This window comes from Peribacillus frigoritolerans, from assembly GCF_040250305.1.
Classification (GTDB): Bacteria; Bacillota; Bacilli; order Bacillales; family DSM-1321; genus Peribacillus.
In genome coordinates this window covers 3,142,887-3,163,409 of record NZ_CP158190.1, presented here as the reverse complement: position 1 = coordinate 3,163,409, position 20,523 = coordinate 3,142,887, and the positions used below count along the sequence as shown (strand labels likewise).

Below are 20,523 nucleotides of genomic sequence, written 5' to 3'. Positions count from 1 at the left end.
AATAAAAGGAAATTTTTAAAAAAATATTATTTAGAAGGAGGAATGTTAATGGCATTTTCAGATTTCAAGTACGTACGCCCAAATAGAGAAGAAGTAGAGAAAAACTTTCATTTAATGATTAAAGAATTCAAACTCTCCTCAACTGTACAGGAACAAGAGAAAATGATAAATGAAATTAATCAAATTCGTAATGGGGTAATGTCAATGGGATGCATTTGTTCCATTCGACATTCAATTGACACGACAAATGAGTTTTATAGAAATGAACTGAATTTTTTTCATGATTTTCTCCCAATCATCAAAGGATATGAAACGGATTTTTATAAAGCTTTATTGACTTCACCATTTCGAAGTGAATTAGAGAAACAATATGGTACCCAGCTTTTTAAACTTGCAGAGCTAAAATTGAAAACATATAGTGATGATGTTATCAAAGACCTCCAACAAGAGAATCATTTAACCTCCCAATATGTACAACTTATATCCTCAGCGAAAATTCCATTTCTAGGAAAAGAATATACACTAGCACAATTACAACCATTTATAGGTCATAGCGAGAGAGAAGTAAGAAAAGAAGCTGTCAAAATGCATACAAGTTTTTTTGAAAATAACAAACAAGAACTTGACGATATTTTTGATAAGCTTGTTAAAGTACGAACAACTGTTGCGAAAAAACTTGGGTTTCCGAGTTTTGTTGAGTTAGGATATGCGAGAATGAATCGTACTGATTACGATAAAAGTATGGTAGAGAATTTTCGTAAACAAATTAAACAGTTTATTGTACCAATTGCTTCTAAGTTAAAAGAACGTCAACGTGAACGTATTAATGTAGATACATTGATGTTCTATGATGAAGGATTTGAGTTTCCAAGTGGTAATGCCAGTCCTAAGGGAGATGCAAACTGGATTATAGAAAATGGTATCCGTATGTACCAAGAACTTTCTCCAGATACAAATGATTTTTTTCGCTATATGGTAGAAAATGACCTGATGGACGTAACCGCTAAAAAGGGAAAGGCGAGTGGTGGTTATTGTTCGTATATTTCAAGTCATCAAGCTCCGTTTATTTTTTCAAACTTTAGTGGCGTATCACACGATATTAAAGTTCTAACACATGAGGCAGGTCATGCATTTCAAAAGTATAAAAGTCGTCATTTTGACATTCCAGAATACGCTGGACCTACATTTGAAGCTGCTGAAATTTTTTCGATGAGTATGGAATTTTTCACATATCCATGGATGGAAAAATTTTTCAAAGAAGATAAGGAGAAATATTATTTTTCTCATTTAAGTGGTGCGTTATTATTTTTACCTTATGGTGTAGCAGTTGATGAATTTCAACATTGTGTGTACGAGCAACCAGAATTAACACCAAATGAGCGACATACAATTTGGAGGGAGATTGAAAAGAAATACTTACCACATCTCCAATATGGCGACAATGAGTATTTAAATAATGGTGGCTTTTGGCAACGTCAAGGGCATATTTATAATCACCCATTCTATTATATTGATTATGCTTTAGCTCGAATTTGTGCATTTCAATTTTGGGAAAAAATGATTGGGAACCATGAAGAAGCATGGAATGATTATCTAAAAATTTGTGAGCAAGGTGGAAGTAAATCGTTCTTACAATTGGTGAAAATAGCAAATCTTATTTCTCCATTTGAAGATGGTTCTGTCGAATCGTTCGTTGGTGTAGTTGATGATTATCTAAATAAGATTGATGATAATACTTTTAGACAAAGAGAAAATAATAAGCCAGTAACAAAACTACTTGATAAATAGCTATCTACTAAATAACGTTTAGAATATAATTTTTATGTATATAGGGTCTGAACTTATTTAGAATTATGTTTGTGTTTGTTCTATATATGTAGCTTTATAACAAAGTTTGTTCAAATTAATACAACAAACCTTGATAAATGATAAATAGAAACGGTATGTTTTGAAGAAAGATTAATCAAAACATGCCGTTTCTATTTAATTGGATTTTTATTAAATAGGCTCTGTTAAAGCAAAATGTTGATTATTTGATACTTACCCGAATTCTTAGTATTATGGATATAAGAACAAATATTCTAGAGGTAACGAAAAATGAGCAAAGCGTTTAGCAATTTATTAAAGCACATTGATAAATTACCACATACGAAAAAAGAACAAGTATATCAATGGGTAAAACGCTATGTTCAGCCTTCTTCCTCTGTCGGTGGTCGTCTAATCAACGAAATGAGAGAAACTCGTTTCAAAGAAGGGTTTGAATGCCCTCATTGTGCATCTGGACACGTTGTTCGGTTCGGAAAATATAATGGTCGCCAACGTTATCGTTGTAAATGTTGTAGTAAAACCTTTACTGATACGACTAACACTGTTTTATATCGCACCCGAAAAGGAGACGAGTGGATTACATTTGTTGAATGTATGTTTAAAGGTTATTCCCTACGAAAATCGGCTGAAATTGTAGGGGTTACTTGGGTTACACTTTTCTATTGGAGACACAAGTTGCTGAACGCTCTCAAACAAATGGATTTTGAACATTTTGAAGGTATCGTTGAAATTGACGAGACCTATTTCCTATACTCTGAAAAAGGAAAACGAGGCATTACAGACCGAAAACCTCGAAAGCGTGGCGGAAAATCTAAACATAGAGGTATCAGCCACGAGCAAGTTTGCGTTCTTGTTGCCAGAGACCGTACCAAAGCAACTGTTTCTAAAGTTGCTTGTATGGGGCGAGTTGTGAAAGATAAAGTAGATAAAATGATTGGTTCTAAGTTAACCGCTGACAACGTACTTGTAACAGATGCTTGGAGAGCCTATAAAACGTATGCGAAAGAAAAAGGATTAGAACATTATAGAATTAAATCCACTGATGGTAAGTACGTTCTCAAAGGCTTATATCACATTCAAAATGTCAATGGTCTCCATTCTCGTATGAAACAATGGATAGACCGATTTAAAGGTGTGGCTACCAAATACCTCGATAATTACCTCGCTTGGTTCTTGTTTATTGATAGTCGTAGTAACGAAAGTACGAGACATAATATCAAAGAATTTTTATTAAAATCATTTGTATTTGAAATAACAGATATTTATGATAGTTTACGCTTGTCAAAATTCAATTTGTAGTCCATATTCGACTAACGAAGTACATTTGGAGTGGTAAAGTGGAAATATATATTAGAGAACAAGTGTATTCTTTTAATCAAGAACACGACTTTTTGGTAAATCCTTCACCTAAGACAGTATACGAAATTGATGCAGAAGACATTGGGAGTGAGGAATTCTTTATCCTATTTTTCTCAAGCTTAAATCAATTCCCGTTGTTTATTACCTTTGAATGGTATGACTGGGATGTTGATGGAATGAGAGACCAGTTAGATAAACTTGGGGTAATTTATACACATAAGTTCGTCCCTCAAAAAACAGCATATAGAATGACCGAATATGGAGAAATCCATTTCGATATATTGATTTTTAGTGTCGAGGTTAAAGATAATAATCAACTATCTGAAATTATTTTTAAATCCCTTATTCCATATCATCTCTTTATAATTTCAAATCAGAATAATGTAACATTTGGTGAAAGGTTTGACCAAGAGGACGGTGTAAAGTTGAATATGAATGAATCTACAACTTTTTGTAAATTGGAATACGATATCCCCTCTACCTATTTGGTAACAAACCAATTGAAAAATATGGATGAATTGATTGCTGTTCTTCCTGAAAAGTTAAAAGTTGTGAAAGAAGATTAAGTTATCTTGTTAAACAATCGCACCCGTAGTTTAACAATAATAGGGGCAAGCCTGATAAAAGGGGTTTCCCCTATTTAATATTCAAATTTCAACATTAACATATAACAGAACCATTAAATAAGAAAGATTGTTCATTTTTGTGTTTCTTACTGAACTAATGCACCCGTTAGTTTAAGTAGATTTCCTCACAAACTTTTTAGTGTTTCAGTTAATACAGAAATGCTGACCCGTTAGTTCCATAAAAAAGCTGCCTTAAAGACAGCTCCGAACTTCAGCTAACGCACAAGTTTGTTTAAGAACTAAATCTTTATTACTAAAAGTTGTCTATCATTTACTTCAACATCGTTCATATCACAATTATTAAATGTTATGGTTTTATCTAATTCTATATCTCTTTCTTCCAATTCTTCACCATCCAAACAAGTATACATCTCACAAACGTCTCCACTTACAAGGTGTTTCCTTAAAAACGCACATAGTGCTTCCATATCCTTAATTGTTTTTCGATAATTATGTGGTGATGTCTCCTTTAAATATCCATCGAATAAAATAGCTCCCCCGCCATTAGTATCAACTTGGTATATATATTTAGAAGAGATATGTTTTCTTATATTCTCCATACCTTCAGCAGGAACTGAAAAAAGTTTCATCAATCAAGCCTAATTCTTCAGTTTCAAATTTATCACCGATAGGCAATTTTTGATTACAGCCTAGATAATTTACATAAGTCATTTTGATTTCTCCTCCTTGTTTAACTACACTATACTAAAAAATAGTCCTTCAACTAACCTGCCCCGTTAGTTGAATAAGAAAAAGGCTTCACTCCTTAATGAAGTAAAGCACTTATTAGTTCTATAAGACTTAAAGTGAGTTGTAAATGAGATAATTTTGTGATTTATGAGGTAGGGTATGCTTAATTTATATTACTCAATTTCAATTAGTATTTCATCTATAACTTCTGCTAATAATTCAACGCTCCTATTTTCTTCTTCAATTGTATTTTCTACCCCTCCAATTTGAAGGAGGAGTGAGTTCGCAAATAAGTCTTGATTATAAAATTTTTGTTTATAAGGATTTCTTGTTTGTGATACTTTCAGTAAAACTCCCCTAGAAAGTCCAGGATACTTCTTTTCTAATTTTTGATGAAAGAGATTTGCGATTTTTCGGTTTTCTTTAAAATTAGGGCTGTTTTCCGAGACAACAAATGACACACTGGCTACATCTTTTCCATCTATTCTAACGGTTGTAGCATCTTTTAGTTGAGTATCTCTGTGAATATCTATAATTAATTTTAAATTCTTATTTTTATCAAGAACAGTTTGTACTTCTTTCCCTGACATATCGTATATGTTTGAGTAATCTAAATCACGGTCACGAACTATTTTGTCAAAATCCGTGGTGCTGTGCAATACATTAATATTTTTTTTCTTTAATTCACTAGTTAGTTCTGCACCTACCATCGTAATATTTTTTTTCTTATCTAATGCTTTATCTGGATTTTTATTATTAAGTAACGGCGTAAAGGATTCCGTGGTATGGGTGTGGTAAATAAATACAGAAGGATTTTTAGTTGAAGCAGTCATGCTTTCCTCATTATTTTTAGGAATGGCAGACATTACAGTATGATAAGATTTTACAATGTACTGATTTCCTCCAAAAAGGGAAGTCCAAGCAATCATAGCCACTGTTGCAATAACTACAGACCAATAATAAGAAAGCTTCTTAATTTTACTTACTTTCCTTATATGGTTAGCCTTTTTAACTAATAAGTGTCTTGTATCATTCACAAACTCTGTTCTTGGATTTAAATTCGTAGAGCGTTTAATCTCTTCAAAAATTTCATTATCATTTTGCATTCTCAAAAACCTCCTCTATTGAAAGATTAAGTTTCTTTCTTAATACTTTTAAGGCTCTATGGTAATCGACTTTGACTTTTGCTTCGTTACATTGCAATATTGTTGCGGTTTCCTTAATCGAAAATTCATTTATTCCCCTTAGAATGACAATACTTCGATACGAAGGTTTTAATGACTGTATAGCCTGTTGCAATACTTTAGTACGTTCATTATCTTGTAGAATCTCATCAGGAATTTTCCTATTTGAAACAAGTTGTTTAAAAAAGCTATCTTTAAATACAGCAGAAAATCTTTTTTTTCTGTGGTAGTCAATTGCAGCGTGTTTGGCTATGGAAAGAATCCACGTTTTTAATGTACATTGCTTGTTAAATTTAGATTGAGATTGTAGTAACCGTATAAAAACATCTTGGGTTAAATCTTCAGCATCGTTTTGGTTCCCAGTAAAACAAATCAAGAACTTATAAACATCTCGATAATACTTGTTATAGATTATCTCGATACTCTCGTCTAAATTATCTTTATCAAGCAAAAATACCCCTCCTTTTTTGTGTTCAATTATTAATCGAATAAGAATCCAAAAGGTTACAATATTTTAAAATAAAAAAAGATATTAATTTAAAATAATTTAGAATTAATTGTAAATAATTGCATAGCGTTGAATTATTTCGGGGGAATAAATTTACTAGTAACTAACCATTCCATAACTTTAATGAATTAATCTCTCCGTTAGATTAAGTTGAAAACTTCACGTTATCACATCAATTTAACCAAAGTTTCCATATCTAACCATCATCTTTTGAGTTTATATCTTGTCTGCTATATAAATCAACCTTTACTTTTAACATAGCCTTTAAAAAAGATAAGGCTCTGTTAAAGGGTGTTGTTGATTTTTTTGCTTAACTGAAGGGGCGGGTTAGTTTAAAAAACATAGTTTATCTGAACTGTGACACAATAACTTTTGCTTTTAAACAAACATAAATAAAGGAAACGAAATAAAACACCACATATAATAATATTAAAGGAGTTGATAACTATGGAACTTGTTATTGGACTACTTACTTTTGTTGGTGAAATAACAACGGCATGGGCAATTTCAGCTTGGAGTTATTACCAAGAAAAACTGGGCAACAATTAATTTCTTCTTCATGAGGACTAATCAATTTGGTTAGTCCTTATTTTTTTCACAAGAGAGCAGTTTGTGTCAACTCTGCACAAAGCAACTCCATTAATGAACTAGATGTTGCTTTACTTCATTAATGGAGTTGCTTTGGCAGCTCTTTTTCTTGGAGCTAAAGGGGTAGGTTACTTTAATAAGGGAGTCAGTCTATCAGTTGGATTAACTACCTATAAATGATAAAATCTGGTGTAATTATGTAAATTTTAAAAAAAAGGAAACGGAGGTTAAAATCTCATATGGTGAATAAAACAGTAGTTATTTATTTTCTCAGTATTTTTCTATTAGTAGGGTGTACAAACAATTCACCTAGTGAGTCATCAAATAACATAGAACACTCAGATGATAATAAATCATCTGTAAGGAATTCTGAAAAACCTGAACAAAATGAAAGTGATAATGAAAATTTTAATCTGGATTTTTTTAGGTTTTCCACATTTGTTCCATTAAAATACAATGATACAGGTCAATACAAACTTCCTGATTTAGAAATAGATAATGCTGAAGTTATTATATTTGAATCTTTGTATTTAGAAAAATCACAGAAAGTGTCTATTGAGTTTCAATTACAAGCTAATAGTCCGTTTAATCATATGACTATAGGAATAATTAAAAATTATTCTCCAGATTCTTCTAATAAGAATTATGAAATAGAAAACATTTATTCAGAGTCTATTGATGATAAATTAAAAGTTACTTATACATCTCCAGAAGACTCAAGCTATTCTATTTGTATTTTAGGGACAATGGCAAATCTTGTTGGAGTGAAAAACGGAAAAATAATCACTTCAAATAGCTAGTAAAACAATACACCTAAACTAACAGTTGCTTTACTTCAATCATAGGGGTTGCTGCGGCAACCTTTTTTGTATGGCACTAACGGGGCAGGGTAGTTCCATAACGAAATGAGGACTAATGTGTAAATTTATACCATAAAATTGAAACTATAGTGGACTTATAACGTCAATAATATTAAACCTAAATCTGAAAGGAGAAATAATGAAAATACACTACTTTGTTGTTATAGTTTTTTCGTCAGTTTTATTGTTTGGTTGTTCTTCCAATCAAAAGAATGACAATGTTGCAAAAGCAGAAGTACAAGATGCCCTAAAGGAACAAGGTATTAAATCAAATTCAAGTTCTAACATTAATTCACCTAACCAACACTCAATACAAACACCAACATTCACACTAAATGAAAAAGTAAACGATGTAATAATGGTATATGAAATAAGGGGTGAAAATCGGAAATTTGGTTATTTCGATAAACCTTTGATAATGGATAAAGAAATTAAGTTGGAATGGCTTTTTTGGACAATGGATGAACAGCTTCCGTTAGGTGAGTTAAAGGTAAAAGCCGTTCAAGATGAAAGTGGTAAGAGTATTATAGCTAAAGGAGAGATAGTTAAAAAAGAGACACCTATAAAAGAATTACCTAAAAATTATGCCCCAAAGCCAGTTAGTATTAATGAAAATAATGAAGAAGATATAGAAAAAGATATAGAAATTAATTTTAATTTTCCTGTATCTGTATCATCCACTTCAATTAAATTCAACGAGTCAGGTATTTGGGAATTGCAACTATTTTTAAATGATAAATCTTTAGGAAATATGAACGTTTATGTAACTAAAGAAAATGAAGCTAATATATATTACCTTGACAATTGAGGTTTAAATCTTTTATCCAATTAAAGGTTCATTACTTCTATATGGGGCTGGAAACAGCTCTTTTTCTTATGGCACTAAAGGGGCAGGTTAGTTCATCAAGCGAAGTGTACTCAAACTGTTCATTTAACCTAAAATTTCCTACCGCGAATCTTCATAATAACAACCTCAAATCCATAAAATTGTTTATAAAGATTTATTAAAAATCAACCATTATTAAACAACTAAGTATTAACCTAAAAGGAGCTGGTTAATTGTTAAATCTATTCCTAGAGTTTTTTTATATTTTTGTTACCATAGCTGACGCACTTATTTCTTATTTTCGGGATAAAAACAAGAAAAAAAACCAGATAGTAAAATAACTCTTTTTAAGTCACAATATATGTCAGCTCTACAATAAGGCTTGTTGAACTAAAGAGGCAGGATAGTTTATTAAGACGACTGGGAAATGAAGTATAATTTAAATAGTCAAATTAAGAAATGAGTGATAATGAAGTGGATTTTAAGGAATTGATGCAAGAGAAAGGATATATTTATTTGGAAAAAATAATAGAACCCAAAGAAAATTCATTACGATTGCTTATTAATAGAAGCACGTTCAACATCGATTTACCTATGGTGCAATTAGAATTTGAATCATATATTTCATATTCTGTTATCGATGAATGTTTTTCATATTCTATAGATAACTCTGAAATATCAAAGGGAGAGCTATTTCGGATATATACCAAGTCAAGGTATTTGGATTTTATAAAAATAGCCACGAATGAACGAGAAGATTTATGTCCCTCTGAAAATTACATCCATTATCAGTTTCCCTGCTTAAATCACATGATTGATGTTATTTCTTGTGAAGAACCAAAAGTAACCGTGGTAACAGGGTAAAACTAACCTATTTGAATCCTTTTCTTGTTGAACTACCATGAAAATAAGTTTCTTTAAGAATGAAAAATGACAATAATTAAGAAGACCCTGCTCAATCGTTTTAAAAAAAGAGGAGAGCGTTAATTAATTAGTCTATGGATTAGGGTTGACTGGATTAAGGTCAGTATCAGTATTGACACTTCCTAACCATTTCCATTCTTTGTGGTGAATCGTCGATTTTTGCGATTCATGGATGGCTAACGGGTGCGTTAGTTCAACAACAAAAAGACCGATTATTTTGGTCTTTTTGTCTTTTTGTTATTCAGCAGTGAATGTAAATGTTTCTTTTAAAGGTCTACCTTCGCTACCCTTTTCAGTCCAAACAATTTCCACTTCCAATTCGGTTGCTTTTTCAGCCAAAAGGAAATTGCTGAATTTATGCGGATACCCATCATTCATTTGTTTTGCTAAAGAAATCGCTTCTTCAAAGTTGTTTTTATTACAATCCTCTTCACCAGGACAACTAAAAAGTGAAAACTTCGTCGTAGAATTAGGTTCATTTCTAAACATATTAATTTCAGCAGATAATACATCCTTACCAATGTTATCAACCTCTAAAGAGTAAGTATGAAATTTTCCCTTTTCGGGCTTTACTAACCCCTTACCTTGTTCAGCTTCGCCTACTTGAACTGACCATTGTTTCGATGTTTGTTTGGTTGGTAATTCACCAAAGGTTAAAGCTTTTGCCTCTAGAGTTGGTGGGACTATGTTCAAAAGAAATAATGTACATATAGCAAGTATCGTTTTCTTAACCATAACTACCTCCTTGTTTTAGTTACAGTTACTTTGCCCAAAATGGAATGGAATATGTTTTGAACTAACAGGCGCTTTATGTCAATAAGGAAGGTTGCTGCGGCAACCTTTTTTCTTACGGAACTAGAGGGGCAGGATAGTTGAAGAAGCTTTTGGGAAAGATACCTACAAAATTAAAAGTAGGTGGTTCTTATTGAAGAAAAAACTATTTGTAATTTTCTGTATCTTGTTTTTTATAAATAATACTGCTGTTTTTGCAAAGCAAGAAGCACCAAGTCAAGAATTTATTAATAAGTATTATTTCGATATTGATTTAAACGGGGTTAAAGATATATATTTCTTCAGAGAATTTCCCTTCTATAATGATAAGGGACAAGTTTCACTTCTAGGTAAGGCAGTATTATCCGTATTACAGGGTGATATATGGACATGGGTTAGAGAGCCAAGGATTTATGTTAAAGAAAACATTGCTTATATACATGCAGTCAAGTTAGATGGATTAAATCTGTTATATACACTAAAAAAAGAAAATACCGTTTGGAAAGTCGTTAAAACTGAGAAAAAGAAACTTCCTACGGTCGGTAGTGAAGTTATACTCGAACAGGCATTTTTGAGGGCTATCGGAACAGAGATACTCAATGCAACAAAGAAGTATTATGGTGAATCAAGACTTTTTGATTCGGAAAGAGTTATTGATATTGTTCGTGATGAATTCGATGATAAATACGATATAACAATTCAGATTGTTACTTATGAAGGACCTAAAATGCCACCGTACGGTTTCGATACAATTACTTTACGAATCCCAGGTTTTGAAGTGATAAAGTACGAGCATAACGACGTTTCGGATATTGGAAAAATACCATTAGAAGCCCATTAAAATACAAAACACCTTATAGACCTAACAGGTGCAATAGTTTTTTTAAGAGCTGTGACGTTCAGCTCTTTTTCTTATGCAACAAAACGGGGACAGGATAGTTCAACAATGAGGATGTTAAACGATATATTTTTTATATCGGAAACTAACTCGTTTGTAGCTGTTAATAAGGTATTTAATTTTAATAAGATGGGAAAATATCTATAACACTTACATCCAGAGGTGATAATATTTCGTGGGAAAATTAGTCATATTAGTCATGGTGTTTATTGGATTATTCTTAGTAGGGTGGTATGGAGCTCCAAAAAATGAATTGCTAGAAGAAACTTTATATTCTCGGTACTATTTCAACCTTGACAAAACTTACTCGGATTTTATCTTGTGTCCAAAAATAGATAAAATCGAAAGAATAGAAGGTGACACGCGTAGACATAAAGTTTATGCAAGTGCTTTAAACTATAATGGGCATCATGGCGATGTTCCCTATGATAAAATCAATATCACGTTGACTGATACTCCTGAAAATGATGTAAAAATCAATAAAGTTACAATACAAAAAGGTATTTCTGAAAAAGAAAGCTTTATACAATGTAGACAAGAGAACTAAAAAATCTTGTTGAACTACCATGAAAATAAGTTTCTTTAAAAATGAAAAATGACAATACTTAAGAAGACCTTGCTCAATCGTTTAAAAAAAGCGTAGAGAGTTAATTAATTTGTCTATGTATTAGGGTTGACTGGATAAATGTCAGTATCAGTATTGACTTTCCTGACTATTTTCATTCTTTGTGGTGAATCGCCGATTTTTACGATTCATGGATGGCTAACGGGTGCTTTAGTTCATTAACAGAGGTTGCTGTGGCAGCCTTTTTCTTATGGCACTAACGGGGCAGGGAAGTTCCATAACGAAATGAGGACTAATGTGTAAATTTATACCATAAAATTGAAACTATAGTGGACTTATAACGTCAATAATATTAAACCTAAATCTGAAAGGAGAAATAATGAAAATACACTATTTTGTTGTTATAGTTTTTTCGTCAGTTTTATTGTTTGGTTGTTCTTCCAATCAAAAGAATGACAATGTTGCAAAAGCAGAAGTACAAGATGCCCTAAAGGAACAAGGTATTAAATCAAATTCAAGTTCTAACATTAATTCACCTAACCAACACTCAATACAAACACCAACATTCACACTAAATGAAAAAGTAAACGATGTAATAATGGTATATGAAATAAGGGGTGAAAATCGGAAATTTGGTTATTTCGATAAACCTTTGATAATGGATAAAGAAATTAAGTTGGAATGGCTTTTTTGGACAATGGATGAACAGCTTCCGTTAGGTGAGTTAAAGGTAAAAGCCGTTCAAGATGAAAGTGGTAAGAGTATTATAGCTAAAGGAGAGATAGTTAAAAAAGAGACACCTATAAAAGAATTACCTAAAAATTATGCCCCAAAGCCAGTTAGTATTAATGAAAATAATGAAGAAGATATAGAAAAAGATATAGAAATTAATTTTAATTTTCCTGTATCTGTATCATCCACTTCAATTAAATTCAACGAGTCAGGTATTTGGGAATTGCAACTATTTTTAAATGATAAATCTTTAGGAAATATGAACGTTTATGTAACTAAAAAAAAGGAACCAAATATATATTATCTTGATAATTGAGGTTGCAATTTTTTGCTTCGACTTAAGTGTACTTTATTTTGAACCACTGGAACTGAACAGCAGTTCCTTTTTTTATTGGTTTAGTTTAATAAAGAAGAACAAATTGTGAATAATAGAAGTAAATATAAAATGAGGTGTATGTGGATGATTAAAAAATACTTAATCCTATTAGGATTTTTATTAGCTGCTTTTGCTCCTTTACAAAATGTTAATGCAGAAACCGTTCCAAAAGTGGAAGGTGGGTATGTCACAACAGAGGATATTTTGGGGGACATTGTGTTTCCAACTTTAGATAAGAAAATTAAAAAAGAGTACGGACATAATTTGAGTTGGCAATGGAAAGGATTGTTGGCATAAGTTACAATGCAAATCATTCTTACGATGTCGATTTAAAAATTCAAGTCTCTTCCGAACGTAATAAACCATTTGAATATGTAGACGACCAAGTTAAATTAAGAATATCTCCATCCTGTGACAGTGAAAAACTTAATCAACTGAAATGTAATCATGGTTTTAAGATAGAAATATTGGATTACAAACATTTGTCTCAATAAAATTATTACCTTTTACTCAATTAACAGGTGCTTTACTTCAATCATAGGGGTTGCTGCGGCAGCCTTTTTCTTATGGCACTAACGTGGCAGGTTAGTTGCATAACAATTGAGCTATTACACCTAAAAACCGGACTACTTTTCTTAAAATTGAGGAAAGATAACTTCTGAGGTGAGTTTTATGAAAATGCTATATATATTGATTATGACCATTCCGATGTTGTTTTTTGGTTCAATTCAAGGATACGCACAACCTAAAGAATGTCCTGTGTTAAGTGAATTAGAGAAAACATCGATTAAGGATAAAAAAGAGGTAATAAAAGTGTTAAATACTTTAATACCAAAAACTTATGGAAAATTAAATGAATTTCCGGACATATATACTATGTGGAATGTAGTAACTGCCACACCTTTTCCTAAAACAGTTGGCAATAAAAATGAAGAAGATTATTTTGGAATGGCAAAGACCTTTTGTGGCAAAGAAATTGCTGAAAAATCCTGGCTTGTACGTTTAGATTTCCCCAAAGCACCTGGAGCTAACTTAGCCCAAGGTCAAATATTTTTAGCTAAAAGTAAGGAAAAAGGATGGTTTGTTTGGTTTCGATACCATTAAACTGCTATTTCTTAATGAACTAACGGGTGTGTTAGCTTAAGACCGGAGCTGTCTTTAAGGCAGCTTTTTGTATGCAACTATCGAGGCAGGTTAGTTCCATAAGAACTAAAATTGTTATAAACCCTTAACTATCTATATAAGTAAAAGGGAATGCTTTATCGTTTTTAAAACCTAACAATTGGTAATATAAGGTGAATTTTATTCATAACCTATTTAAAATGATTTATTTTATTATTAAGGAGGAATAATGAATAAATTCCAACCATTAATATGGGTAGTTCTTACAATATTTATTGTAGTATTAGTAGTACCTTCTATTTTAGTAGCTTCATTTTCAAACAATACTAAACAGAACATTGTAGATTCATCAAAACAGAATTCTGTTTCATCAATTGACAATAATGAAAGTAAAAATGATAAAAATTCCCCAGAACCTTCCATCGAAGTGTCAGTTTATAGGACAAACACTAAAGAAATTGAAAATATTCCTATAGAAGAATATGTTGTAGGCGTTGTTGCTTCAGAAATGCCAGTTACTTTTGAATTAGAAGCGTTAAAGGCTCAATCTTTAGCAGCCAGAACATTTTTAGTTCAACAGATGCTTTCTGAATCTAAAATTAATTTACCAGACGGTACTGATATAACTGATAATATTCAATACCATCAAGTCTATAAAAATAAAAAAGAACTAGCTATTCAGTGGAGAGAAGATTATAAAGCAAATATCTCTAAAATTCAAAAAGCAGTTGATGCTACAAAAGGTCAGATTTTAACCTATGCAGAGAAGCCAATTGATGCTTCTTTCTTTTCGACCAGTAATGGATATACGGAGAATTCAGAGGATTATTGGGGTAATAAAACTCCATATCTAAAAAGCGTTGAAAGTCCTTGGGACATAAAATCTCCTAAGTTCCAATACCAAACAACAATTCAAGTATCTAAATTTGAAGAGTTGCTAGGAGTTAAATTGAATAATGATGTTAATATCGGTAACGTTATCTCAAAATCAACAGGGAATCGTATAAAGCTTATTGAAATAAATGATAAGAAATTTAGTGGGAAAACCATCAGAGATAAGCTAAAACTTAATTCATCCGATTTCACATTTAAAAGAGAGGGAAGTAAGGTTATTATTTATACTAAGGGTAATGGGCACGGTGTAGGTATGAGTCAATATGGTGCTAACGGATTAGCACAAGAGGGTAAAAATTATAAGGATATTGTAAATTATTATTATCATGATGTTACCATTTCTTCAGTTAAACCCTTTATAAACAAAATGTATGTAAAAAAATAAAATTACCTCTATTGCTAACGGTTTGTAATTCCTTATAAAACTAAAATAGATTAGAGAAATGTTTGTTCTTCAACTAATAGGTGCAATAGTTTTTTTAAGAGCTGTGACGTTCAGCTCTTTTTCTTATGCAACAAACGGTGCAGGGTAGTTGAAAAACAAATATGGTCTTTTATGGTAAAATAAACTTAATTATTTTCATTAGTGGGTGTCAAAATGCTGCAACGGATTAAAATAGCGAATTGGTTATTAGAAGTTGATATTGATAAGACCCGAGAATTTTATAACAAAGGTATAGAGGTATGTAGTTGTCTATACTGCAACAATTTTGTGGAAGCCTGTAAGTATATAGATACTTCAGTAGCAAATGTATTCAGTAGACTAGGAATTAATCCTGCTAAACCAGGACATCTCTCTGATTATCCTACAAATGAATGCGGAATACGTGCATACATAGGTATTTATCATTTAGTTGGCAGAGTGTTAGAAGGGGAATTGTGTACAATGTCTACCTGGAATGATACTAATACAGTTCGTATAAAGAACTTCACAATAGGTTTTTCTTACGACCTAGAGTTTGTGCCAGAAGGCTTCTCTAATCCTGTCGTTCAGTTGGAATTTGGGGCTGATATCTCTTGGGTACTTGATGAAAAGCCAGATGAATGTTAGTAAAAGGGAGTCATTTTTAACTAACGGGTGCTTTACTTCTATAAGGTAGGTTGCTGCGGCAACCTTTTTCTTATCAGGACTATTGACTATTCCTCCTTTGATTTTTTATTTGTAGTTCTTCTTTCTATTTTTGAAACGGATGCTTTTTAGATTAGGTCTTGCAACTGCTCAATTTGCTGCTCATAATTGCAGTCTTTTACTGTTCTTCTTTAACTAAATCACCCTTTTTATAAGTATATCAACAGCATTGTTTAACATAGCCAATGAAATAACGTGAATCCAATGTTCAGGTAAAGTACCAGATTTTAAATTAGACTCTAGTTCCCTTGCGACCTCCAAGTCTATACAAGCAACTATAACTGCTCGTCCCACTCCTCATCTTTCATAAAGAACTTTCTAGGAGTAGCCCATTAAACAGACCAAAAATTAATGCTATAATTACTGTGGAATATTTTGGTTTTTCGAAAAGGGGAATCCGTATGAGTGAATCCGTTAAAAATCAATGCAGTTTATTAGGAGAGCATCCTAGGCAGTCACTTTTTGCAGAGTGGTTGTCATGCGAGGATATACCAATTGTGGATAACAAGATTCATAGAAAACTCATTGAAGTAAGTGGGATGCGTAACCATGCAATTGAGCAAATAGCAGAATGGATTATAAAGCATCATATTGCTGATAAAAAACTATCTAGGTTAAAAAGGAAAAAAGAAGAGATTTTAAAAAAGTATGGGCTTGAAGAATATTTAAAGCAGCAGCAAATGCTGCCAGTGGCTGAAAAAACCATGAGAGGTAATGGTGCAGAGGTAGTTCTTGCAGAGTATCTTCAGGAATCAACTCAACTAAAAAATTTATTATATAGATTGCAATATAACCCTAATGTAAATCAATCCATGAAAGGAGACGATGTACTCCTTTTTAATAAGGAAAACCTTCGTGACAAGGTTATTATTGGAGAATCAAAGTTTAGAAAAACCCCAAACAAGGCTGTTGTTAAGGAAATTACAGATGAGTTTGGAAAAAAGTTAAAACTGCCATTATCCATACTTTTTGTGGCTAGCCTTCTTAGTGCACAAGGTGAAGAGGACCTTGCAGACGAGTTAGAAGAATTAAATATAGAGGTTCAACATGGTAATGTTCCAGTTATTAATGTCGGCTTGCTATTGAGCAATCATAATACAGCGTCAAATGTAGAAACTCATTTAATCTCTGAGAATCCTCATTTTGTTATTCTATCTTTGGGAATAGATAATCCTGAAGAGTTAATCACCAAAAGTTTTGCCTTGGCAAATGAAAAAATAATAAGGGGAATAGAAAATGAGGATTGATAAGGCAAAAACTTTGTTGGAGCGTTTAGAAGAGGATAAGCAAATTCAAAACTATATCGGCCAAAGTGACTCACGTTATATTTTATTTAACGTTCAAGAACCACGTTCCAATTTTCCTAATTACTCAACCGATTTAGATGAAAAATTAACGAGCATAGCAATGTCTTATTTGTCTATTGGATGTTCTTTCGCTGAAAAAGGGAATATTTCAGAGTCAATTGTTCCTTTAGAAAAAGGAGCAATGATATTAGAGAATATACATAGTCCAATAGAGAATAGAAATGATTACAGTGTTTATTTTAACCTTACAGGTGCCCTAGCTTATTATGCTGCTAAACAATATTCGAAGTCTTTTATTCTGTTAAAAAACATAAGCGTGGATACTTTAATTAGTGAATTATTACATAACTTTTTGAGTAAAAAATATGAGGATTTAGATAAAATACTTTCAAGTATTCTATTAAGCGACATGTATTCTGATGAAGTTATAGCTTCTTTGAATGACGAGGTTGAGGCTAAAAACAGAATATATTTAATAATACTTTCTAAATCATTAGCTAGTTTACTAGAATTTATATACTCTGGTGATGATAATTGGTTAGGGAAAGCAAAGGAATATCTTGAAGATTTATTAGAACTATTAGCTATTGATGCAGAACCATCTCTTTGGTGGGGAATTAGGTTATTGCTACTTATTGTAGATGGCTTTAAAGAGAATTCTTTATGGAGAACTATCCCCCCTCTGTTGGGGCAGGAAGACGGTATTGTGAAAAAGTATATATCAACTATGGCATTTCAGAAAAATCCTGTCGTGGAGTTGTTTCATTCCCAGTTAATTTCTTTGCCTACAGTTCTAAATGAAAAGGGAGCAGTTGTAAGTTTACCAACAAGTGCTGGAAAGACAAGAATTGCAGAAATTGCAATATTAGATTGTTTAGTCAATGGAGTCGGCAATAAAGTCCTGTATTTAGCACCTTTTCGTTCCTTAGCTTTTGAAGTGGAAGATTCACTTTCTAAAGTATTAGAACCAATGGGATTTGAAGTTTCACATCTATATGGTGGTTCACAATTTAGTAAACTTGATGAAACTATTATCAAGGATTCTAATATAGTTATTGCAACTCCGGAGAAGGCAAAAGCAATTTTGAGAAGTAACTCGGAATTAAAATCTATGATAAAACTTGTAATTATTGATGAAGGTCATTTAATTGGTCCTGATGAAAGAGCAATTCTTTCGGAGATTCTAATTGATGAATTAAGGATACACCTAACAAAGAACCAGGGAAAAATGATATTACTTTCAGCAGTATTACCTAACTCATCAGAAGTTGCTAGTTGGATTACAGGAGACGAAACACTTGAGGTCAGTTCAAGCTGGCGACCGTCTTCCCAGAGAATCGGTATTATGGAATATCGGGATACAAATATCAACATTATCTGGAATGGAGAAATTAATTCTTTTAATAGGAACTTTATTACTCCGTTTGAAGTAAAAAGACCAAGGTCTCAATATGTATTTCCACAGAATAAAAAGCAGGCAGTTGCTGCTGCTGCATTAAAGTTAAGCACTTCCGGTTCAGTATTGATTTTTGTGTGCAGAAAAATTATGGCTCTTCCTCAAGCGAAGGAGCTGCTAGTAGCTATGGGGGAAGGAAAAGAAGAACATGTATGGTCCTGTGTAGATGAATGGAACACTTTTAAATTGTCATGTGAAGAAGCATACGGAGAAGCTTCATCAATTTATCAATGTGCCCAATATGGCGTGTTGTGTCACCATGCAGGTTTATCCGCCGAAGTAAGACTCTCTATGGAAAAGTTAATTAGAAAAGGTAATCCAAAGATAATAGTAGCAACATCAACATTAGGACAAGGGGTAAATATAGGAGTCTCGACCGTAATTTTTTCAAATGTATGGTATGACGGTACGAACAAGATTAGTAATAATGATTTTTGGAATATCGCTGGTCGCGCCGGTCGAAGTTTTGTTGATAGGGAAGGGAAAATCCTTTATGTCATTGATGCAAATAAAAGTCGGTGGAGTATTAGGAGAAGCAGGGAATTAGCAGAAGAATATTTTGAGAGCAGAAATCAAGATGAAGCTATAAGTGGTCTATTATATATTGTGGAATTTGTTTATAGGGTAGCGAAAACAGCAGGATTAGGATTTGAAACATTGTTAGAAATGATAGCAGAAAATGATTACTCCAATATAGAAGGAGTGCATGTAAATGGTTTCGCAGATATGTTTGATTTGCTAGATGATACTTTATTAGCATTAAATCTAGAATTTCAGAGCTACCAGGAAGACGACCCTTCTAAATGGATTGATGATTATTTTAGACAGTCATTAGCCTTTATTCAACAAAGACACTTTGATGAATTAGAGGGTGAGGACATTATTTCATTTTTGAAAGCTAGAAATAAGGGAGTATTAAAAATGGCTGGAGACCCCATTAATTGGAAAGGGTTAGTGTCATCCAGTATTCCACTTCGCTCGGGTATATTTATCAGAAATGAAATATCATCAGTATTAGAAGTCTTACAGAAATATTTAAGTTCCGACAAAGAACTAGTGGATTTAGTGGAATTCACCAAACAAATCGAAATCTTTGTATCAAAGTTGCCTTCTAATAAATTTGGTTCTAACGCATTAGCAGACGATAGAAAGGAATCTTGGATAACAGGTCAATCTATTAGTTCACTAACTGGAGAAGAGATGGAGATTTGCAAAAGTTATTATGGTTATAAACTTCCTTGGGCAATTAATGCGATGGCTCGGTTATTAAATACATTAGATTTGGAAGAGGAGGCAAAGGAGTTTGAAACATTAGCTGTATTGGTTCAAATAGGGGTTCCTAGTTTTTTCGCCGCAAAAATTTATTTGGCAGGTATCAATTCTCGGATAGCAGCAACGGAATTAAGCAAAATATTAGACCCGCAACAGGAAGAATTAAGTATCAAACGTTTAAGGGACTATATTAGCTCGCTGGAACTAGAAAAAGGTATAAGCAAAAACACATTAAATTGGGTCTCATTATTAAAGAAAAATACAAATAATGCCAATGAGCATGAATTACCTAAAATACAAGATTTTTATTTAAAACATTCTATTGATAAAGATATTTTAGTATTAAATGCAAAACAATATAATGGAGCTACTTTTCTGTGTAGCCCGGATTATTCTTTTTTTATCAAAGTGGATGTCACTAAAGAATTCCCTTTTGATAAAGTTTCAGAAAACTTTGGAGTCTATTTTAAATTTGAGAATGACCGATGGTCTATTCAATTAAGGAACCCATACCTTAGTTTTACTAATATTGATTAGTGTTGTAGTTTTTATTCAAATGGTTTTTAGCACTATATGGTCTAGGGTATCCTTCTAGTCAAAATTAGAAAG

Annotated in this window: 19 protein-coding genes; 15 read left to right on the top strand and 4 right to left on the bottom strand. The window is 32.3% G+C overall.

Annotated features, from left to right (window positions below; genetic code table 11):
* Positions 1-48: 48 nt before the first annotated feature.
* From ABOA58_RS15485 to ABOA58_RS15475, 3 genes are all read left to right on the top strand, one after another.
* Complete coding sequence (locus ABOA58_RS15485) at positions 49-1,788, top strand: M3 family oligoendopeptidase (RefSeq protein ID WP_350299096.1); 1,740 nt, start codon at positions 49-51, stop codon at positions 1,786-1,788.
* 309 nt (positions 1,789-2,097) lie between these two features.
* A complete protein-coding gene (locus tag ABOA58_RS15480; protein WP_350299095.1) occupies positions 2,098-3,126 on the top strand; it encodes an IS1595 family transposase in 1,029 nt (342 codons plus the stop codon).
* Positions 3,127-3,164: 38 nt separating this feature from the next.
* On the top strand, positions 3,165-3,752 hold the full coding sequence (locus ABOA58_RS15475) for a hypothetical protein (protein ID WP_350299094.1): 588 nt from the start codon (positions 3,165-3,167) through the stop codon (positions 3,750-3,752).
* 299 nt (positions 3,753-4,051) lie between these two features.
* Here the strand turns inward: ABOA58_RS15475 and ABOA58_RS15470 are convergent, their stop codons facing one another.
* The 3 genes from ABOA58_RS15470 to ABOA58_RS15460 all read right to left on the bottom strand — a co-directional run bounded on the left by ABOA58_RS15470 (position 4,052) and on the right by ABOA58_RS15460 (position 6,137).
* On the bottom strand, positions 4,052-4,402 hold the full coding sequence (locus ABOA58_RS15470; protein WP_350299093.1) for a hypothetical protein: 351 nt from the start codon (positions 4,400-4,402) through the stop codon (positions 4,052-4,054).
* A gap of 273 nt (positions 4,403-4,675) precedes the next feature.
* The gene (gene spoIIP, locus ABOA58_RS15465) at positions 4,676-5,608 is read right to left on the bottom strand and encodes a stage II sporulation protein P (protein WP_350299092.1); all 933 of its coding nucleotides are present in this window, start codon (positions 5,606-5,608) and stop codon (positions 4,676-4,678) included.
* Entirely contained in the window at positions 5,598-6,137 is a 540-nt protein-coding gene (locus ABOA58_RS15460; protein ID WP_350299091.1) for an RNA polymerase sigma factor, read from the bottom strand. Before ABOA58_RS15460 ends, spoIIP begins: the two co-directional genes overlap by 11 nt.
* Before the next feature lie 884 nt (positions 6,138-7,021).
* Here ABOA58_RS15460 and ABOA58_RS15455 point away from each other — a divergent pair.
* The 3 genes from ABOA58_RS15455 (at position 7,022) to ABOA58_RS15445 (ending at position 9,332) form a co-directional block, all read left to right on the top strand.
* Entirely contained in the window at positions 7,022-7,582 is a 561-nt protein-coding gene (locus ABOA58_RS15455; RefSeq protein WP_350299090.1) for a hypothetical protein, read from the top strand.
* 199 nt (positions 7,583-7,781) lie between these two features.
* Positions 7,782-8,450, top strand: a complete 669-nt coding sequence (locus ABOA58_RS15450; RefSeq protein ID WP_350299089.1) for a hypothetical protein — start codon at positions 7,782-7,784, stop codon at positions 8,448-8,450.
* A 492-nt stretch (positions 8,451-8,942) separates the two neighbouring features.
* Positions 8,943-9,332 carry a hypothetical protein gene (locus ABOA58_RS15445; RefSeq protein WP_350299088.1) on the top strand — a complete coding sequence of 130 codons (390 nt, stop codon included), beginning with the start codon at positions 8,943-8,945 and terminating at the stop codon, positions 9,330-9,332.
* 297 nt (positions 9,333-9,629) lie between these two features.
* On the opposite strand, the gene ABOA58_RS15440 is transcribed toward ABOA58_RS15445, so the two are convergent.
* On the bottom strand, positions 9,630-10,127 hold the full coding sequence (locus ABOA58_RS15440; RefSeq protein ID WP_350299087.1) for a hypothetical protein: 498 nt from the start codon (positions 10,125-10,127) through the stop codon (positions 9,630-9,632).
* A gap of 190 nt (positions 10,128-10,317) precedes the next feature.
* Here ABOA58_RS15440 and ABOA58_RS15435 point away from each other — a divergent pair, with 190 nt between their 5' ends.
* The 9 genes from ABOA58_RS15435 (at position 10,318) to ABOA58_RS15395 (ending at position 20,451) form a co-directional block, all read left to right on the top strand.
* Positions 10,318-11,004 (top strand): DUF3888 domain-containing protein, encoded by a 687-nt coding sequence (locus ABOA58_RS15435; protein ID WP_350299086.1) that lies wholly within the window; start codon positions 10,318-10,320, stop codon positions 11,002-11,004.
* Positions 11,005-11,236: 232 nt separating this feature from the next.
* A complete protein-coding gene (locus tag ABOA58_RS15430) occupies positions 11,237-11,608 on the top strand; it encodes a hypothetical protein (protein ID WP_350299085.1) in 372 nt (123 codons plus the stop codon).
* A gap of 397 nt (positions 11,609-12,005) precedes the next feature.
* A complete protein-coding gene (locus ABOA58_RS15425) occupies positions 12,006-12,674 on the top strand; it encodes a hypothetical protein (RefSeq protein ID WP_350299084.1) in 669 nt (222 codons plus the stop codon).
* 144 nt (positions 12,675-12,818) lie between these two features.
* A complete protein-coding gene (locus tag ABOA58_RS15420) occupies positions 12,819-13,031 on the top strand; it encodes a hypothetical protein (RefSeq protein ID WP_350299083.1) in 213 nt (70 codons plus the stop codon).
* A gap of 375 nt (positions 13,032-13,406) precedes the next feature.
* Positions 13,407-13,838 carry a hypothetical protein gene (locus ABOA58_RS15415; protein WP_252266863.1) on the top strand — a complete coding sequence of 144 codons (432 nt, stop codon included), beginning with the start codon at positions 13,407-13,409 and terminating at the stop codon, positions 13,836-13,838.
* Between the two features lie 247 nt (positions 13,839-14,085).
* Complete coding sequence (gene spoIID, locus ABOA58_RS15410) at positions 14,086-15,135, top strand: stage II sporulation protein D (protein ID WP_350299082.1); 1,050 nt, start codon at positions 14,086-14,088, stop codon at positions 15,133-15,135.
* A gap of 213 nt (positions 15,136-15,348) precedes the next feature.
* Positions 15,349-15,801, top strand: coding sequence for a hypothetical protein (locus ABOA58_RS15405; RefSeq protein ID WP_350299081.1), 453 nt, complete (start codon positions 15,349-15,351; stop codon positions 15,799-15,801).
* A 479-nt stretch (positions 15,802-16,280) separates the two neighbouring features.
* The gene (locus ABOA58_RS15400; RefSeq protein ID WP_252266859.1) at positions 16,281-17,126 is read left to right on the top strand and encodes a Hachiman antiphage defense system protein HamA; all 846 of its coding nucleotides are present in this window, start codon (positions 16,281-16,283) and stop codon (positions 17,124-17,126) included.
* Positions 17,116-20,451, top strand: coding sequence for a DEAD/DEAH box helicase (locus tag ABOA58_RS15395; RefSeq protein WP_350299080.1), 3,336 nt, complete (start codon positions 17,116-17,118; stop codon positions 20,449-20,451). The genes ABOA58_RS15400 and ABOA58_RS15395 overlap by 11 nt, the downstream gene beginning before the upstream one ends.
* The last annotated feature ends 72 nt before the right edge of the window (positions 20,452-20,523 follow it).

What these genes read in the sequence shown, in the direction of transcription:
- ABOA58_RS15485 (WP_350299096.1), top strand. Translation starts at nt 49, where the DNA reads ATGGCATTTTCAGATTTCAAGTACGTACGCCCAAATAGAGAAGAAGTA.
- ABOA58_RS15480 (WP_350299095.1), top strand. Translation starts at nt 2,098, where the DNA reads ATGAGCAAAGCGTTTAGCAATTTATTAAAGCACATTGATAAATTACCA.
- ABOA58_RS15470 (WP_350299093.1), bottom strand. Translation starts at nt 4,402, where the DNA reads ATGAAACTTTTTTCAGTTCCTGCTGAAGGTATGGAGAATATAAGAAAA.
- spoIIP (WP_350299092.1), bottom strand. Translation starts at nt 5,608, where the DNA reads ATGCAAAATGATAATGAAATTTTTGAAGAGATTAAACGCTCTACGAAT.
- ABOA58_RS15455 (WP_350299090.1), top strand. Translation starts at nt 7,022, where the DNA reads ATGGTGAATAAAACAGTAGTTATTTATTTTCTCAGTATTTTTCTATTA.
- ABOA58_RS15450 (WP_350299089.1), top strand. Translation starts at nt 7,782, where the DNA reads ATGAAAATACACTACTTTGTTGTTATAGTTTTTTCGTCAGTTTTATTG.
- ABOA58_RS15440 (WP_350299087.1), bottom strand. Translation starts at nt 10,127, where the DNA reads ATGGTTAAGAAAACGATACTTGCTATATGTACATTATTTCTTTTGAAC.
- ABOA58_RS15425 (WP_350299084.1), top strand. Translation starts at nt 12,006, where the DNA reads ATGAAAATACACTATTTTGTTGTTATAGTTTTTTCGTCAGTTTTATTG.
- ABOA58_RS15420 (WP_350299083.1), top strand. Translation starts at nt 12,819, where the DNA reads ATGATTAAAAAATACTTAATCCTATTAGGATTTTTATTAGCTGCTTTT.
- ABOA58_RS15415 (WP_252266863.1), top strand. Translation starts at nt 13,407, where the DNA reads ATGAAAATGCTATATATATTGATTATGACCATTCCGATGTTGTTTTTT.
- spoIID (WP_350299082.1), top strand. Translation starts at nt 14,086, where the DNA reads ATGAATAAATTCCAACCATTAATATGGGTAGTTCTTACAATATTTATT.
- ABOA58_RS15405 (WP_350299081.1), top strand. Translation starts at nt 15,349, where the DNA reads ATGCTGCAACGGATTAAAATAGCGAATTGGTTATTAGAAGTTGATATT.
- ABOA58_RS15400 (WP_252266859.1), top strand. Translation starts at nt 16,281, where the DNA reads ATGAGTGAATCCGTTAAAAATCAATGCAGTTTATTAGGAGAGCATCCT.
- ABOA58_RS15395 (WP_350299080.1), top strand. Translation starts at nt 17,116, where the DNA reads ATGAGGATTGATAAGGCAAAAACTTTGTTGGAGCGTTTAGAAGAGGAT.